Source organism: Streptomyces sp. CB02261, assembly GCF_001905665.1.
Classification (GTDB): Bacteria; Actinomycetota; Actinomycetes; order Streptomycetales; family Streptomycetaceae; genus Streptomyces.
The window spans coordinates 215,853-230,516 of sequence record NZ_LIVX01000005.1; the positions used below are offsets into that span (position 1 = coordinate 215,853).

15 protein-coding genes are annotated in these 14,664 nt (G+C 74.1%); 12 read left to right on the forward strand and 3 right to left on the reverse strand.

Annotated elements, in window-relative coordinates:
• Positions 1-51: 51 nt before the first annotated feature.
• The 3 genes from AMK29_RS18320 to AMK29_RS18330 all read right to left on the reverse strand — a co-directional run bounded on the left by AMK29_RS18320 (position 52) and on the right by AMK29_RS18330 (position 2,303).
• Positions 52-1,035 (reverse strand): hypothetical protein, encoded by a 984-nt coding sequence (locus AMK29_RS18320; protein WP_073814162.1) that lies wholly within the window; start codon positions 1,033-1,035, stop codon positions 52-54.
• A 153-nt stretch (positions 1,036-1,188) separates the two neighbouring features.
• Positions 1,189-1,536, reverse strand: a complete 348-nt coding sequence (locus tag AMK29_RS18325; protein ID WP_107422625.1) for a hypothetical protein — start codon at positions 1,534-1,536, stop codon at positions 1,189-1,191.
• A gap of 158 nt (positions 1,537-1,694) precedes the next feature.
• Entirely contained in the window at positions 1,695-2,303 is a 609-nt protein-coding gene (locus AMK29_RS18330; RefSeq protein ID WP_073814164.1) for a class I SAM-dependent methyltransferase, read from the reverse strand.
• Positions 2,304-2,454: 151 nt separating this feature from the next.
• Between AMK29_RS18330 and AMK29_RS18335 the strand changes: the two genes are divergently transcribed.
• The 12 genes from AMK29_RS18335 (at position 2,455) to AMK29_RS18390 (ending at position 14,637) form a co-directional block, all read left to right on the forward strand.
• Complete coding sequence (locus tag AMK29_RS18335) at positions 2,455-3,288, forward strand: MHYT domain-containing protein (protein ID WP_073814166.1); 834 nt, start codon at positions 2,455-2,457, stop codon at positions 3,286-3,288.
• 79 nt (positions 3,289-3,367) lie between these two features.
• Positions 3,368-6,487, forward strand: coding sequence for a sensor histidine kinase (locus tag AMK29_RS18340; RefSeq protein WP_073814168.1), 3,120 nt, complete (start codon positions 3,368-3,370; stop codon positions 6,485-6,487).
• Positions 6,484-6,918, forward strand: coding sequence for a roadblock/LC7 domain-containing protein (locus AMK29_RS18345; protein ID WP_073814170.1), 435 nt, complete (start codon positions 6,484-6,486; stop codon positions 6,916-6,918). Before AMK29_RS18340 ends, AMK29_RS18345 begins: the two co-directional genes overlap by 4 nt.
• A 13-nt stretch (positions 6,919-6,931) precedes the next feature.
• Entirely contained in the window at positions 6,932-7,348 is a 417-nt protein-coding gene (locus tag AMK29_RS18350) for a DUF742 domain-containing protein (protein ID WP_073814172.1), read from the forward strand.
• Complete coding sequence (locus AMK29_RS18355) at positions 7,329-7,946, forward strand: GTP-binding protein (protein WP_073814174.1); 618 nt, start codon at positions 7,329-7,331, stop codon at positions 7,944-7,946. Before AMK29_RS18350 ends, AMK29_RS18355 begins: the two co-directional genes overlap by 20 nt.
• A 227-nt stretch (positions 7,947-8,173) precedes the next feature.
• Complete coding sequence (locus tag AMK29_RS18360; RefSeq protein WP_073814176.1) at positions 8,174-8,587, forward strand: roadblock/LC7 domain-containing protein; 414 nt, start codon at positions 8,174-8,176, stop codon at positions 8,585-8,587.
• A gap of 135 nt (positions 8,588-8,722) precedes the next feature.
• Positions 8,723-9,940, forward strand: coding sequence for a DUF6397 family protein (locus AMK29_RS18365; RefSeq protein ID WP_073814178.1), 1,218 nt, complete (start codon positions 8,723-8,725; stop codon positions 9,938-9,940).
• Positions 9,941-10,030: 90 nt separating this feature from the next.
• Positions 10,031-11,578 (forward strand): ATP-dependent DNA ligase, encoded by a 1,548-nt coding sequence (locus AMK29_RS18370; RefSeq protein ID WP_073814180.1) that lies wholly within the window; start codon positions 10,031-10,033, stop codon positions 11,576-11,578.
• Between the two features lie 114 nt (positions 11,579-11,692).
• Positions 11,693-12,070: a hypothetical protein gene (locus tag AMK29_RS18375; protein WP_073814183.1), complete on the forward strand. Its 378-nt coding sequence runs from the start codon at positions 11,693-11,695 to the stop codon at positions 12,068-12,070.
• 189 nt (positions 12,071-12,259) lie between these two features.
• Positions 12,260-13,045, forward strand: coding sequence for a polysaccharide deacetylase family protein (locus AMK29_RS18380; protein ID WP_073814185.1), 786 nt, complete (start codon positions 12,260-12,262; stop codon positions 13,043-13,045).
• A gap of 507 nt (positions 13,046-13,552) precedes the next feature.
• Positions 13,553-14,269: a hypothetical protein gene (locus AMK29_RS18385; RefSeq protein ID WP_241845483.1), complete on the forward strand. Its 717-nt coding sequence runs from the start codon at positions 13,553-13,555 to the stop codon at positions 14,267-14,269.
• Positions 14,266-14,637: a peptidase inhibitor family I36 protein gene (locus tag AMK29_RS18390; protein ID WP_073814187.1), complete on the forward strand. Its 372-nt coding sequence runs from the start codon at positions 14,266-14,268 to the stop codon at positions 14,635-14,637. Before AMK29_RS18385 ends, AMK29_RS18390 begins: the two co-directional genes overlap by 4 nt.
• Positions 14,638-14,664 lie beyond the last annotated feature (27 nt).

Below are 14,664 nucleotides of genomic sequence, written 5' to 3' on the forward strand. Positions count from 1 at the left end.
GTGCGTGCTGTGCGGGTACGGGGCGGCTCGGGCGCGGGGCCGGTGTCGCGCTCAGGCGCGACGCTGCGCCTTCGCGAACTGCTTCTCCGGCTCCGCGAAGTAGGTCCAGGGCCAACTGGTGTAGGCACCGTCGAGCGCCTGGAAGACGCGGCGTACCGTGTGCCGCTCGTCCGCCAGGGACAGGGCCATGGCGAAGGTGTTGAAGTCGTGCTGCCAGCCGGGGGCCCGCTGATGGTCGGGATGGAGGATGCTGTGGTCGGCCGCCTTCCGCAGCTCGGTCCGGATCGCCGGGTCGTCGAGGCAGTCGCTCCGGTCCGACTCGACCCAGTTCTCGATGTGCGCCATGGCGATCACGCAGCCGAGCCGGTGCCCCTGCGGGGCACGGGCGAACGCGTCACGGGCGAACGCCATGGCCTCGCCGGGCTCACCGCCCCACCGGGGCTGCAACTGCGACAGCCACTCGAGGTGGGTCTCCAGGTCCAGCGGGTCGCGGCGCAGGGCGGCGTCGAGCCGGGTCTCGTTGACGGCGGAGCCCAGCGACATGCCGCGGCCGGAGGTGAGGAGACGGCGCCACGGCGTGACCCACTCGGGCCGCAGCTCGGCGGCCTCGAACAGCTGGTCCTCGGCGATCTCGAGCCGCTCGTGGAAGACCCGCCACTGCTCCTGCGTGACGTCCACGGCACGCGCGGCGGTACGGGCCTCCCAGCCCCAGGTGATGTGGCGCGCCCCGGAGATCAGCAGCGCGGTCGCCCGGTGCTCCTTGTCCCCCTCGACGGCCCGGCCGATCCAGTCCTGCACGCCGTCCATGTCGGCCAGTTCGCCCAGGACCTGGTGGTCACGGCCGAGATCGAAGGGGGCGAGCGCCGCCTTGACCGCCTCCCAGTCACCTGCGTCGGCCGCCTCCACCAGCGCGAGCACCCGCGTGTCGCCGAGTGCGCGCAGGGTGTACATCCCGTTCCTCCTGCGCGGGACGGAGAGGGCGTGCGGATCCGCCGCCGATCTCTCCGCATCCCTGCCGAACAACTTGCCGAACATCGCCGCGCCCTCCCCAGGCCCCGTGTATGAGTCCGGTGCAGCATAAGCGGGGCCACCGACACCGCTTCCACCGGGTTTTCACCGGGGCTTCACGCGAAGGGCGCCCGTGACGGGGCGACGCCGCAACTGTCCGCACGGACGGCGGGGCGCAGGTCAGGGCGTGTCAGGGGCGTCGGCCGCGGGCCGTCGCGGCTGCTCGTCCCGGAGGCCGAGCAGCGACCGCGCCACCGCGGTCGGCGTCGTGTTCCGCTCCCGGGCGAGGGTGAGCAGGGCCCGGCAGGCGAGCTCGTTCACGCCGAACGACAGCATCCCCGGCGACACCCGGCCCGCCGCCTCCTCCGCGCGGGCCGCGTCGTCCTCCGCACAGGCGGCCACGTAGTCCGCCGCGGCCTCGAACAGGTTGTGGCCCTGCCGGGGGCGTGGCGGCGTCGGCGCGGTGGACTCGGGTGCCCGTCGGGCGGAGGGCAGGAACCTGCGCAGTCTTTCCGGAATCCGTGCCACAACGCACCGCCTCTCCCGGGCACGACTGCCCGGTACGTCCACGGTAGACAGTGAAGTGCCGTGACAGAAGGGGGCGTTGACGAGTAGAGGTCCCGGAGGCACACCGGTGCCGGGGCCCCCGGTGCCAGGGGCGACGCGGGCACGGGGAGCCCGTGGTCTCAGCTCTCGCGGACGGCCATCGCCAGATAGCGTGCGTCCTCGTCGACGTAGCTGACGAGGCGCCAGCCCGCTTCGGCGAGCACGGCGCGCAGCCGGGGTTCGGCCCGCAGGTCGTCCGGCGTGATGCGGCGGCCGTGGCGGGCCGCGAGGGCGGCCCTGCCGATCGGGTGGAAGAGCGCGAGGCGGCCGCCCGGCCGTACGACACGGGCGAGCTCCCGCAGGTCGGCGACGGGTTCCGCGAGGTGGGAGATGAGCCCCGCCCCGAAGACGGCGTCGAGCGCGTCGTCGCGCAGGGGCAGCCGGCCGACGTCCGCGAGCAGCAGCGTCGCGATGCCCGACGTCCCGCCCCGGCCCGCGCGGACGGCCTCGTCGAGCATCTCGGGGGTGAGGTCGGCGCCGAGGACGGTGCCGGAGGGGCCGACGGCGGCACGGAGCGGCGGGAGGGCCCGTCCGGTCCCGCAGCCGGCGTCGAGCACCGCGTCGCCGGGACGCAGACCGATCTCGGCCACGGCCGCCGCGTACGCGGGGCCGTCGTCGGGGAACCGGCTGTCCCAGTCCGCTGCGCGGGCGCCGAAGAACTCTCGGACGTGTGTGGGGTCATCGCTCATGCGCTCATGATCCCGTACCCGAAGGTGTGGACGTTCTGTGTGCACGTTCGACCCGGGCGCGATCGTTCGGGACCATCTCTCTGTCATATTCCATCAGCTTTCGAAATGCGCCCCTGATGCGCCCCCTGATGCGCACTAGCGTCCCTGAGCCATGGGACACCTGGACCACGCCACCTTCGGCTGGCTGACACCTGCACTGTCGTACGCGATGGCCTGCGTCGGCGCCGCCCTCGGGCTGCGCTGCACGGTACGAGCGCTCGAAGCGACCGGTCGCTCGCGGCGGAACTGGCTGCTCACCGCCGCTTCCGCCCTCGGCACCGGCATCTGGACGATGCACTTCGTGGCGATGCTCGGCTTCGGCGTGACCGGCACCGACATCCGCTACGACGTTCCGCTCACCATCCTCAGCCTCGTCATCGCGATGGCCGTCGTCGGCGTCGGCGTGTTCGCCGTGGGATACGGCCGCGACCGGGTCCGATCGCTCCTGATCGGCGGGCTGACCACGGGCGTCGGCGTGGCGAGCATGCACTACATGGGCATGGCCGCCCTCCGTCTCCATGGCGAGGTCCGGTACGACCCCCTCCTCGTCGGCCTCTCGGTCCTCATCGCCGTCGTCGCCGCCACCGCGGCCCTGTGGGCGGCCCTCCACATCCACTCGCCCGCCGCCGTGGCCGTCGCCTCGCTCGTGATGGGCGCGGCCGTCAGCAGCATGCACTACACGGGCATGCTCGCCGTGGGCGTGGACGTGGCCCCCTCCGCCGCCACCCTCCCCGGGGCCACGGTCATGCAGTTCATCTTCCCGCTCGCGGTCGGCCTCGGCTCGTACCTCTTCATCACCTCCGCCTTCGTCGCCCTCTCCCCGACGGCCGGGGAACGGGCCGCGTACGCCTCCGCGGGGCGCCTCACCGAGCCGGACGAGCGCGCCGTCGACGTCGCACCGCCCGGCTTCCGCACCGCCCAGCCCGCCCGAACGCCTCTGCACTGACCCTCACCCCCCTCCGCCCCCCGCCCCTCCCGAGGGGCCCCACCGCACCAGAGACAGCCGCAGCCGGAACGAGGAGGCCATGCGAACTCCCCGCAAGACCAAGGGCGCCGAGGCGACGGCGCCGCCGACGGGAGCCACGCGCGGTCGGCGCGCACACGCCGGGCCGCCCGCCGACGAGCCGGGGGACCCCACTCCCGAGGCCTTCCCGCCCGCCGGCCGCACCGCCGCCGCAGAGGCACCCCCGGCACCTCCCGGCGCCCCGCGCGGGACCCACCCCCCGCGCCACGGCCTCAGGCCCCGTACCGTCCGCGCCAAGATCGTCTCGCTCCTCATGGTCCCGGTCGTCTCGCTCCTCGCCCTGTGGGGATTCGCCACCGTCACCACCGCCCAGGACGTGGCCCGGCTCCGCCAGCTCCAGCGCGCCGACGCGGAGATCCGCGAGCCCGTGACGGCGGCGATCACGGCCCTCCAGGCCGAACGACGCGCCGCCGTACGGCAGGTCGCCGCCCCCGGCGCCACCCGAGCCGCCGAGCTCAAGGACCGCATCCGCCGCACGGACGAGGCCGTCGACCGGCTCCGTCTGGACGACACGCACACCGTCGGCGACACCGGGGACCTGCCCGGCGACGTCGGCGCCCGGGTGGACGTGTTCGTCGGGAAGGTCGAGGGGCTCGCCCGGCTCCGTACCGCCGCCACCGACGGACGGGCCGACTGGGACCAGGTGTACGAGGAGTACACGACGGCGGTCTCCGCCGCCTTCGCCGTCGGCGGCGCCCTCACCGGCATCCAGGACACCCAGCAGGGATCCGACGCGCGCGTACTCCTGGAATTCGGCAGGGCCGGAGAGATGCTGTCCCGCGAGGACGCCCTCCTCACCTCCGCCCACCTCGGCGGGCGCTTCACCGAGGACCGGCTCCGCGCCTTCTCCGGCGCGGTCGAGACCCGACGGACCCTCACCGCCTCGGCCACCGCCGACCTGTCCGCCGCCGCCCGCGCCGCGTGGGCCCGCCTCAGCGCGAGCGGAGACCACACCGGGCTCATCCGGGCCGAGGACCGGATCCGCACCGCGGCCCCGGGCCGTGACGCCGCCCAAGCGGTCACCTCCGCCGAATGGGACGGCACCCTCGCCGCCGTACGGAGCGCGCTCACGGCCATCGAGACCGACGCGCGCACCGCGGCGGCCGACCGGGCCGACCCCTTCGCCGGCGGAGCCCTCAGCGCGGGCGGCGCGGCCGTGCTCCTCGGCCTGGCGGCCGTCGCCGCCTCCCTCGTCATCTCCGTACGGATCGGACGCGGGCTCGTCGTCGAACTCGTCAGCCTCCGCAACACCGCCCTCGGCATCGCGCGCGGCAAACTCCCCGCCGCCATGCGCCGGCTGCGCGCCGGAGAGGAGATCGACGTCCAGGCCGAGGCGCCGCCGGGACCCGCCCCCCAGGACGAGATCGGCCAGGTGGGCGAAGCCCTCACCACCGTCCATCGCGCGGCCCTCTCCGCCGCCGTCGAACGCGCCGAACTCGCCAGCGGCATCTCCGGCGTCTTCGTCAACCTCGCCCGGCGCAGCCAGGTCCTCGTCCACCGCCAGCTCAACCTCCTGGACAGCATGGAGCGACGGGCCGACGGCCCCAACGAGCTCGGCGACCTGTTCCGGCTCGACCACCTCACCACCCGGATGCGACGCCACGCCGAGAGCCTCATCATCCTGTCGGGCGCCGCACCCGGCCGCGCCTGGCGCATGCCCGTCCCGCTCACCAACGTCGTCCGTGCCGCCGTCTCGGAGATCGAGGACTACGCGCGCGTGGAGGTCCGCCGACTCCCCGAGACGGCCGTCGTCGGCGGCGCCGTCGCCGACCTCACCCACCTCCTGGCCGAACTCATCGAGAACGCCGCCCAGTTCTCCCCGCCCCACACCAAGGTGCGCGTCAGCGGCGAACCCGTCGGCAACGGATACGCCCTGGAGATCGAGGACCGGGGACTCGGCATGGGCAAGGAGACCCTCGCCGAGGCCAACGCCCGCATCGCCCAGTCCGAGGCCCTCGACCTCTTCGACAGCGACCGGCTCGGCCTCTTCGTGGTCAGTCGGCTCTCCTCCCGCCACGACATCAGGGTCCAGCTGCGGACCTCCCCGTACGGAGGCACGACCGCCGTCGTGCTGCTCCCGACGGACCTGCTCCAGGGCGCGCTGCCCCCGGGCCGCGGCACCCGGACGACCGGCCGAGGACCGGGCCCGGCCCACGCCGGACCCCCGCACGCGCGCGACCCCCGGACGCCCTCCGACGGGGGAGCCCCGGACGTCGACGACCGCGGCAGCGCCACCGATCACAGGAGCCACCGTGCACACGCCAGCGCCACCGACCACGAAAGCCCCGACGCGCACGGGAACGCCGGCCGTTCCGGCGGCGAGCGGCTCGACGTCGACCGGCCGGGCGCCGACAGGCGTGCGGACGAGTCACGTGCCGCACGCGAGCGCGAGGAGGAGCACCGCGCCGAGGCGCGCCGATTCGGCCACCCCCGGATGACCCGCCCCCCGGGACAGGCGGGCCCGCCTCCGCCCACGGTTCCCCCGGGCGCGGGAGCCACCGGCCGGGCATCCGTCCCGGAACCCCGCAGGACCGACCCCCGGCGGGCCGCGGGCCCGAGGCCAGTCGACCCGCCCCGGGAGACGGGCGGCTCCCCGCCTCCCGTCCCGCCCCAGGCCCCGCCGCCCGCCCGTCCGCGGCCGCAGCAGTTGCCGCGTCCGACCGTCGTCCCCGCGCTCGCGCCCCCACCGGAGACCGGGCCTCCGCCCGCCGGCGTCACCGAGCTCCGCCGCCGCGGTCCCGCCGTACCGCCGCCGACGCGGGAGCGACCCGCCCCGCCCCCCGGGGAGGACGGCGACCCCGGAGCCGAGCTACCCCGTCGCGTACGGCAGGCGAGCCTCGTGCCGCAGTTGCGCGAGGCACCCGCGCCCGCACCGCCGTTCGTGCCGCCCGCGCCGGACACGGACCCCCGCACGCCGGAGCAGGTACGGGACCGCATGACGGCGTACCGGGACGGCTGGCAGCGCGGCGGAGGCGCCGCCCCCGGCAGCAGACGTCCGCTCGGCACCGGCGTCGACGGCGACCCCGCCGGCAGCCCCGCCCACCGGCCCCGTACGGACTACGGCACCGGCCACGGCACGACACCCCTCGACGACCCCCGTACCGAAGGAGACCACGCATGATCGACCACGAGAGGATCTCCCACCACCGGTCCGGCGAGCTCGACTGGCTCCTCGACGACCTCGTCATGCGGGTCAGGGAGGTCCGCCACACCGTGGTGCTCTCCAACGACGGACTCGCCGTCGGGGCGGACAGCGGACTCAGCCGTGAGGACGCCGAGCACCTGGCCGCCATCGCCTCCGGCTTCCACAGCCTCGCCAAGGGTGCCGGGCGCCAGTTCCACACCGGCGGCGTCCGTCAGACCATGGTCGAGATGGACGACGGCTTCCTCTTCGTCGCCGCCGCCGGCGACGGCTCCTGCCTCGCCGTCCTCAGCTCCGTGAGCGCCGACATCGGCCTCATCGCCTACGAGATGGCCCGCCTCGTCAAGCGCGTCGGCGAGCACCTCCACACCCCGCCCCGGCTCACGGTGACCCCGCCCGCCGTCGGCTGACCCGGAGAGAGCCATGAACGAGGACAGCACCGGCGGCGGCCCGTCCGTGCCGGGCAGTCAGTGGTACGACGCCGAAGCCGGACCTCTCGTACGCCCGTACGCGATGACCGGCGGTCGGACCAAACCGGGCCCCAGCAACGTGCGGTTCGACCTCATCGCCCTCGTCGTCGTCGACGACGATCCGCCCGGACCGGCCGAGGAGTCGCTCCTCGGCCCCGAGCACCGGTCCCTGCTCGCCCTGTGCCGGGCCGAGACCCAGTCGGTGGCCGAACTCTCCGCCGACGCCGACCTGCCCGTCGGCGTCGTCCGGGTCCTCCTCGGCGACCTCCTCGAATCGGGCTTCGTGCGCGTGAGCCGGCCCGTCCCGCCCGCACAGCTCCCTGACGAAAGAATCCTGAGGGAAGTAATCGATGGCCTACGAGCGCTCTGAGAGCACCGGCACGGACGACGGCGCGGACACCACCGCCCTCGCCCTGAAGATCCTCATCGCCGGCGGATTCGGCGTGGGCAAGACCACCCTCGTCGGCGCGGTCAGCGAGATCCGGCCCCTGCGCACCGAGGAGACGCTCAGCCGCGCCGGAGAACTCGTCGACGACACCGGCGGAGTGGACCAGAAGACCACCACGACCGTCGCCATGGACTTCGGCCGCATCACGATCCGCTCCGGCCTCTCCCTCTACCTCTTCGGGACGCCCGGCCAGGACCGGTTCTGGTTCCTGTGGGACGAACTGTCCCAGGGCGCCCTGGGAGCGGTCGTCCTCGCCGACACACGGCGCCTGGAGGACTGCTTCCCCGCGGTCGACTACTTCGAGCACCGCAAGATCCCCTTCGTGGTCGCGGTCAACTGCTTCACGGGCGCGCGTGCGTACGGCGCGGCAGAGGTCTCCCGCGCCCTCGACCTGGACCGCGGCACGCCCGTCGTGCTGTGCGACGCGCGCGACCGCGACTCCGGGAAGGAGGTGCTCATCCGCGTCGTCGAATACGCCGGGCGGATGCACACCGCCCGACTCCTCGACACCGTGGGCTGAGCCGCGAGGGGCGGGCCGCGCCCACGTCGGCGACGCCGCCCCGGGCCGTCACCGCGCGCTATCGGGATCGTCCGGCACGCGCGGCCGTGGTGCAGTGCTTGCCCTGTCCACGACAGTGCGTAAGGCTTGCGGGGATACGGCTACACGGCGGACCACGCCGGCACGGGACCACAGGACCGAGGAAGACCGGCCGACGGGGGACGCACCACCTAGGGGGAGGACCACTGATGGCGCTGGACAAGGAACTTGACTGGCTGCTCGACGACCTGACCCAGCGGGTCGGATTCATACGGCACGCGCTGGTGCTGTCGAACGACGGGCTGGTCACGGGCGCGAGCAGCGGGCTCGCCCGTGAGGACGCGGAGCACCTCGCGGCCGTCTCGTCCGGTCTGCACAGTCTCGCCCGAGGCTCGGGCCGGCACTTCCGGGCAGGCAGGGCGCGGCAGACGATGGTGGAGTTCGACGAGGCCCTGCTCTTCGTGACGGCGGCGGGGGAGGGCAGCTGCCTGTGCGTCCTGAGCGCGGCGGAGGCGGACGTCGGCCAGGTGGCGTACGAGATGACGCTCCTCGTCAACCGCGTCGGCGAACACCTCGGCGTGGCGGCACGCCAGCCGGGCCTGCCGGACGGCGGCCTGCTCTGACCCTGCCCGTCTGTCCACAGGCAGTTGTCCACAGGCCGTGCGAGTGTCGTCACTCTGCGTTACGTTTCTGGTGTGGGTGCGGAGGGATCCGCGACCCGAGGAGACAGGGACGGACGTACGGGGGAGGGCGACGGGATGACGGTGGACGAAGGGGCGCGCACGGTGACACCGGGGCGGGCCGCGCAGGAACTGGAGCTGAGGCGCGAGGAGTTCCGGCTCGCGGTCCAGTTGGGCCTGGTCAGGACGGTGCCGACGGGAGAGGCCGGCGGGACGCGCCGGATCGAGCGGCGCGAGCTCGACCGGCTCAGGGCCGCGCCGGACTTTCCCACCAACCTGCGGGAACGGGTGCGCGCGGTCGGCACGGCGGAGGCCGCCGCACTCCTGGAGATCGCCCCGGACCGCTTCACCAGGCTGGCCCGGACGGGACACGTCAGCCCGGTGCGGTTCTCCCTGAACCGCTACAGGGCGGTGGTGTGGACGTACCTCGCGGAGGAGGTCGCCGATTTCGGCCTCGCATGCCCGGCGCTGCTCACCGGACGGCTACCCCTCGACCTCCGTGAACGCCTGGCGGCGCACGAGGATCTGAGGCCCCGGAACTGGCGGGCGCGGCGGCTCGCCGTACTGCTCCGCACCGCGGACGAGCCTTGGGCGCGCGCCGCGGCCATCGCCTCCCAGCTCGACCCGGTCCAGGTGGCCGAGGTCGTCGACGACCCGTACGAGCGCGCCCACCTCGACCGGCTGCGTCCACCGCCGCCGCCGGGGATGCCGGGGGCGACGGCGGCGCGGGAGATCGCCGAGCGGCTCACCCGGGCCGACGACCCGGACGAGATCCTCTGGCAGCGGTTGAGTCTGGCGATGGCCCTGGACGAGGCGCGAGCCGAGGGACCGGCCCCGTATCCCGGCGAGGCCGGCGCCGCGGTGCCCGGTGTGGCGGGGGCATGGCCGAGGGGCCGGGTCCTCGTACCGCCGCCACCGCCGCCGCGGGTACCGACGGGGGCACCGGAGTCCTTCTCGCCGTCGCGGGCACCCGTGGTGCCGGCCCCGGCGGGAGACGCGGCCCCGCCGGTACGGGTCCGGGCGGGGCGTGGGGCCCCGCAGGTGCCGACGTCGGTGCCAGCGCAGGTGCCGGTGTCGGTACCGCTACAGGCCGGACCTCCTGCCTCGGGGGCGGTGCCGGTGTCGGTACCGCTACAGGCCGGACCTCCTGCCTCGGGGGCATCGGCCTCGCCCGTCACGGTGACGGACCGTCCGCCCGCCCGGCCGGGCCGCACCGGGTTCCTCGACCGGTTCCGCCGCGGGAGGCCGGACGCCGGGCGGCCCAGGGGTCGGAGGCGCCCGGTGTCCTGGCCCTGACGTCGGCGCGCCGGCGGCGTGGTGAGGTCCGCGCCCGACGCGCGGTGGTGTCGGCGTGCGGCGCCCGGAAGGTATGGGGAGGATGGGGCCATGCTGCTCGCCCGTGTCGCCGAGGTGTCCCGGGAGGTCACCGCCGCCTCCGCTCGTTCGCGCAAGATCGGCCTGCTGGCCGAGTTGTTCGCGGAGGCGGCACCGGAGGAGAGCCCTCTCGTCATCGCGTATCTGTCGGGGCGGCTCCCGCAGGGGCGGATCGGCGTCGGGTGGAGCGTGCTCAAGGGTGTGGTCCCTCCCGCCGTACCGCCCGCCCAGGAGCCGGGGCTCACGCTCGGCAGGGTCGACGAGGTGATGACGGAGCTTGCCGCGGTCTCCGGTGCCGGCGCCCGCGCGGAGCGGATCCGGCTCGTCCACGCCCTGTTCGCCGCCGCCACCCACGACGAGCAGGAACTCCTGGTGCGACTGCTCACCGGGGAGGTGCGTCAGGGTGCCCTGGACGCCATCGCGCTGGAGGGCGTCGCGCTGGCCGCCAGGGTGCCGGCCGGTGAACTGCGGCGCGCCGTGATGCTCGAAGGCGCGCTGCCCCCCGTCGCCCAGGCGGTGCTCGCGGAGGGGGCCGTCGCCCTCGACCGGTTCACCCTGCGGGTCGGCAATCCCGTGCAGCCCATGCTCGCGCACACCGCCGGATCCGTCGCCGACGCCATCGCCTCCCTCGGCGCCTGTGTCGTGGAGGAGAAACTCGACGGCATCCGGATCCAGGTCCACCGGCGCGGGGACGCGGTCCGGGTCCACACGCGTTCGCTCGACGACATCACCGACCGGCTCCCCGAGGTGGTCGCGGCCGCCCGCGCCGTGCCCGCCGACGGTTTCATCCTGGACGGCGAGGTGATCGCCCTCGATCCCGCCACCGGACGCCCCGTGTCCTTCCAGTCCATCGCGGCCCGGGTCGGCTCCCGCACCGACGTGGCCGGCGCGCGGGCCGTCCTGCCCCTCACGCCGGTCTTCTTCGACGTCCTCGCGGCCGACGGGACGGGGCTGATCGACCGTCCGGGCCGCGAGCGGCACGAGGTCCTCGCCGGGCTGCTCCCCGCGTCGCAGCGGGTCCGCCGCGTCCTCGTCACCGACCCGGCCGACCCCACGCAGACCGCGGAGGCCGAGCGGTTCTTCGCCGACACGCTGGCGCGAGGACACGAAGGCGTCCTGGTCAAGGCGCTGGACGCGCAGTACGTCGCCGGCCGCAGGGGCCGCACCTGGCTGAAGGTGAAACCCGTCCACACCGTCGACCTCGTCGTCCTCGCCGTCGAGCGCGGCCATGGACGCAGGACCGGTCTCCTCTCCAACCTCCATCTCGGAGCCCGCGCCACCGACGGCGGCTTCGTCATGCTCGGCAAGACCTTCAAGGGACTGACCGACGAGATGCTCCGCTGGCAGACCGAGCGGCTCGGTGATCTCGCCGTGGAGGACGACGGATTCACCGTGCGGGTACGGCCCGAACTCGTCGTGGAGATCGCCTACGACGGACTCCAGACCTCGACGCGCTACCCGGGCGGGGTCACCCTCCGCTTCGCCCGCGTCGTGCGCCACCGACCCGACAAGCCGGCCTCGGAGGCGAACACGGTCGAGGAGATCATCGGGCGTCGCTGAGGGTCCGCCGGACCTCGCGCGTCGCCGTCCCGCGAGGGATGCTGGAGTCGTGGTACGACGAGCGCCGGTACGACGAGCGCGGGGTGCCGCGGGCGCCCGGCGGGCCGCGAGGAGATGAGCGACGTGTACGACCTGCACATCGACACCGACGTCACCGTGCAACTGTGCGACTGCAGCCGGGAGGACGCCCAGGCCGTCTTCGACGTCCTCGACGGCGTCTACCAGCTGGAGGACATGACGGCCCCCGGCCCGAAGGCGGCCACGGGGCCCTCTCCCACCGTATGGACGGCCACCTTCGACACGGCCGGGGGCCGGCACCAGGAAGTGCGTCCCACTCCGCTGACCTCCCCGGTCGCCACCACGCTCACCGGTGGCTACCACGCCGTCGACGAGGTCGAGAAGGTGCTCGCCGCAGGCTTCGACATCCAGTCCCTGCAATCCGTCTCCGGTGACCAGGAGACCGAGGCACGGCTGCTGCTCGCCTCCCGCTGAGCGCACGGCACGAACCCCCCGGACGGAGCGGACGGGCGCCGTCCGGGGTCGACGTGTGCCCGTGCGCCCAGGACCCCGGCGATCTCCCCGGTATACACCGTGTGTAGAGTGCTTCGTCGGCCGTGAGTCACGCCCTGACCAGGCGGTTTCCGGCCGTATCGAAGACACCGAGGGGAAGCGGGTTCCACCATGTTCCGATCCAGGCCGGGCCGACGTCGGGGGACGGCCGCTGTCCTGCTCGCCGCCGCGTCGCTGATGCTGACGCTCGGCGGATGCGGAGTCGACACCGTCACGCCGCAGGACGCCCGGGAGGGCGGCGGAACCGACGACAAGCCCGGTTCCGCGGCCCGCCGCGTCGACTGCGCCGAGGTCAAGTGCATCGCGCTGACCTTCGACGCCGGACCGGGCAGGGACACCCCCCGGCTCCTCGACATACTCAAGGAGAAGCAGGTCCCCGCGACCTTCTTCCTCCTCGGCCACAAGCACGTCGACCGCTACCCCCAGGTGGTCAGACGCATCGCCGACGAGGGGCACGAGGTCGCCAACCACACCTGGACCCACCGGATCCTGACCGACCTCGACGAGGCGGACGTACGCGACGAGCTGGCCCGCACTCAGGACGCCGTCGAGAAGATCACCGGCCGGAAGCCCACCCTCATGCGCCCGCCGCAGGGCCGCACCGACGACACCGTGTCCGAGGTCAGCCGGGAACTCGGGCTCGCGCAGGTCCTCTGGAGCATCACCGCCAAGGACTACTCGACCACCGACTCGGCTCTCATACGGCAGCGCGTCCTCGAGCAGGCGCACGGCGACGGGATCATCCTGCTCCACGACATATACGACGGCACGGTCCCGGCCGTCCCGTCGATCATCGACGAGCTCAAGCGGCGGGGCTACACCTTCGTGACGGTGCCCGAGCTCCTCGCCCCCGGCGCGGCGGAGCCGGGCGCCGTCTACCGCCCCGAGAAGGACTGACAAGTCCCCCGAAAACGGGTGAGGTGCCTCACATCCCTCATGAGGGAAAGCTCGGAACATTCGGGAAACGTTTACCGTTCATATGTATGTGACTGCGAAGGGGCCCGGTCCCCAAGGTCCCCCCCAGAGGTGACCGCCCTTCGCGTCACGGCGATCGGCCCCGGTTGGAACCCCCCGTCCAACCGGGGCTCTGTCGTTCCCGGCGCCTCCCGCCCGGCCCACCGGTGCCTCCCGCACGACCCACCGGCGCCTCCCGCCCGGCCCACCGGTGCCTCCCGCCCGGCCCACCGGTGCCTCCCGCACGACCCGCCGGCGCCTCCGCACCGGCCCACGGGCGCCTCCCGCACGGCACGCCGACGGCGCCCGAGCGGCGCGCGCCCCGGCGCGTTCGACTCGTTCGAGTGAGGCCCGGCATGGCAGCTCCACCGCCGGGAAGTGATCTTCCCGAGCCGTCGAGTCGATCACTCGCCGGCCCGTCTGACCAGGGACGATCCAAGGGGGACCACCGTGCTGCACACCACCTCGCGCACCCGCCGCGCGCTCCTGTCCGCGGCGTCGGCGCTCCTGATCTCCGCCTGCACCGTCGTCGGTCCTGAAGCGCCTGCCGGTCCCACCGGAGTGCCCTCCGGTACGGCGGCCCAGGACACTCTGCTCAAGGCCGCCGAGCGGCGGCTCGTCGCCGACTGCCTGCGCGAGCAGGGACTGTCCCTGACGTCCAGGCCCCGGGCCCCCGACGCGGACCGGACCTACCGGGCGGCGCTCTTCGGCGCCGGCCCGAGGGAACTCTCCGTCACCCTCGCCACGGGCGCCAGGGTCACGGCCCACGCGGACGGCTGCCTGGCAGCGGCCCGGCACCGGCTCTACGGCGATCAGCGTCGCTGGTTCCGGGCCCAGGTCATCGTCGACAACCTCCGTGTCGAGGCCCAGGCCCGCATGGGCGCCGACCCCGACCACCGCGCGGCGCTCGCCCGCTGGACCCGGTGCGTGGCCCCACCCGGCGCGCCCCGCCCCGACCGCCCCGACCCGGCCGCCGCCGCCCGCTGCGCCCGCGAGAGCGGACTCGCCGAGGTCCGCGCGCGGCTGGAGTCCGCCGAGCTTGTCACGGTGCGCGCCCTGCGCCGTGACGAGCTCGCCACGTACCAGCAGTTGCGCGACCGCGCGCTGCGGCGGGCAGCCGACCTGTCCGCGCCCACCCCTCCTCAGAAAGGCACCACCCTCTCGTGAAGCGACTTCTCGTCACCACCGCCGCGGCGCTGTTCGCCGTCACCGCCGGTCTCGCCCTCGCCACCTCCGCGAGCGCCGCCGAATGCCCCAGCGGTGAGTTCTGTGTCTGGCAGAACTCCGACTTCGGCGGTCAGCGCGCCAACTGGAGCGGAGACGACGGCTGGTGGGAGAGCTGGATCTCCGACACCGATTCCTCCTGGGCCAACCACGGCATCTCCGGACCCGGCATCAAGGACCACGTCAAGGTCTACGAGAGCGCCTGGCAGGGCGGCGGCGTGACCATCTGTCTCGCCCCGGGCCAGGAGGTGGGGTACAGCGGCGCGGCCAACGACCGCGGCGACTCCCACATCTGGTCGACGGGCTGCTGACCACCCCCCGGCGCCGACCACCCCCGG

Coding starts and splice junctions, on each gene's coding strand:
- AMK29_RS18320 (WP_073814162.1), bottom strand. CDS start 1,035: ATGTTCGGCAAGTTGTTCGGCAGGGATGCGGAGAGATCGGCGGCGGAT.
- AMK29_RS18330 (WP_073814164.1), bottom strand. CDS start 2,303: ATGAGCGATGACCCCACACACGTCCGAGAGTTCTTCGGCGCCCGCGCA.
- AMK29_RS18335 (WP_073814166.1), top strand. CDS start 2,455: ATGGGACACCTGGACCACGCCACCTTCGGCTGGCTGACACCTGCACTG.
- AMK29_RS18340 (WP_073814168.1), top strand. CDS start 3,368: ATGCGAACTCCCCGCAAGACCAAGGGCGCCGAGGCGACGGCGCCGCCG.
- AMK29_RS18345 (WP_073814170.1), top strand. CDS start 6,484: ATGATCGACCACGAGAGGATCTCCCACCACCGGTCCGGCGAGCTCGAC.
- AMK29_RS18350 (WP_073814172.1), top strand. CDS start 6,932: ATGAACGAGGACAGCACCGGCGGCGGCCCGTCCGTGCCGGGCAGTCAG.
- AMK29_RS18355 (WP_073814174.1), top strand. CDS start 7,329: ATGGCCTACGAGCGCTCTGAGAGCACCGGCACGGACGACGGCGCGGAC.
- AMK29_RS18360 (WP_073814176.1), top strand. CDS start 8,174: ATGGCGCTGGACAAGGAACTTGACTGGCTGCTCGACGACCTGACCCAG.
- AMK29_RS18365 (WP_073814178.1), top strand. CDS start 8,723: ATGACGGTGGACGAAGGGGCGCGCACGGTGACACCGGGGCGGGCCGCG.
- AMK29_RS18370 (WP_073814180.1), top strand. CDS start 10,031: ATGCTGCTCGCCCGTGTCGCCGAGGTGTCCCGGGAGGTCACCGCCGCC.
- AMK29_RS18375 (WP_073814183.1), top strand. CDS start 11,693: ATGAGCGACGTGTACGACCTGCACATCGACACCGACGTCACCGTGCAA.
- AMK29_RS18380 (WP_073814185.1), top strand. CDS start 12,260: ATGTTCCGATCCAGGCCGGGCCGACGTCGGGGGACGGCCGCTGTCCTG.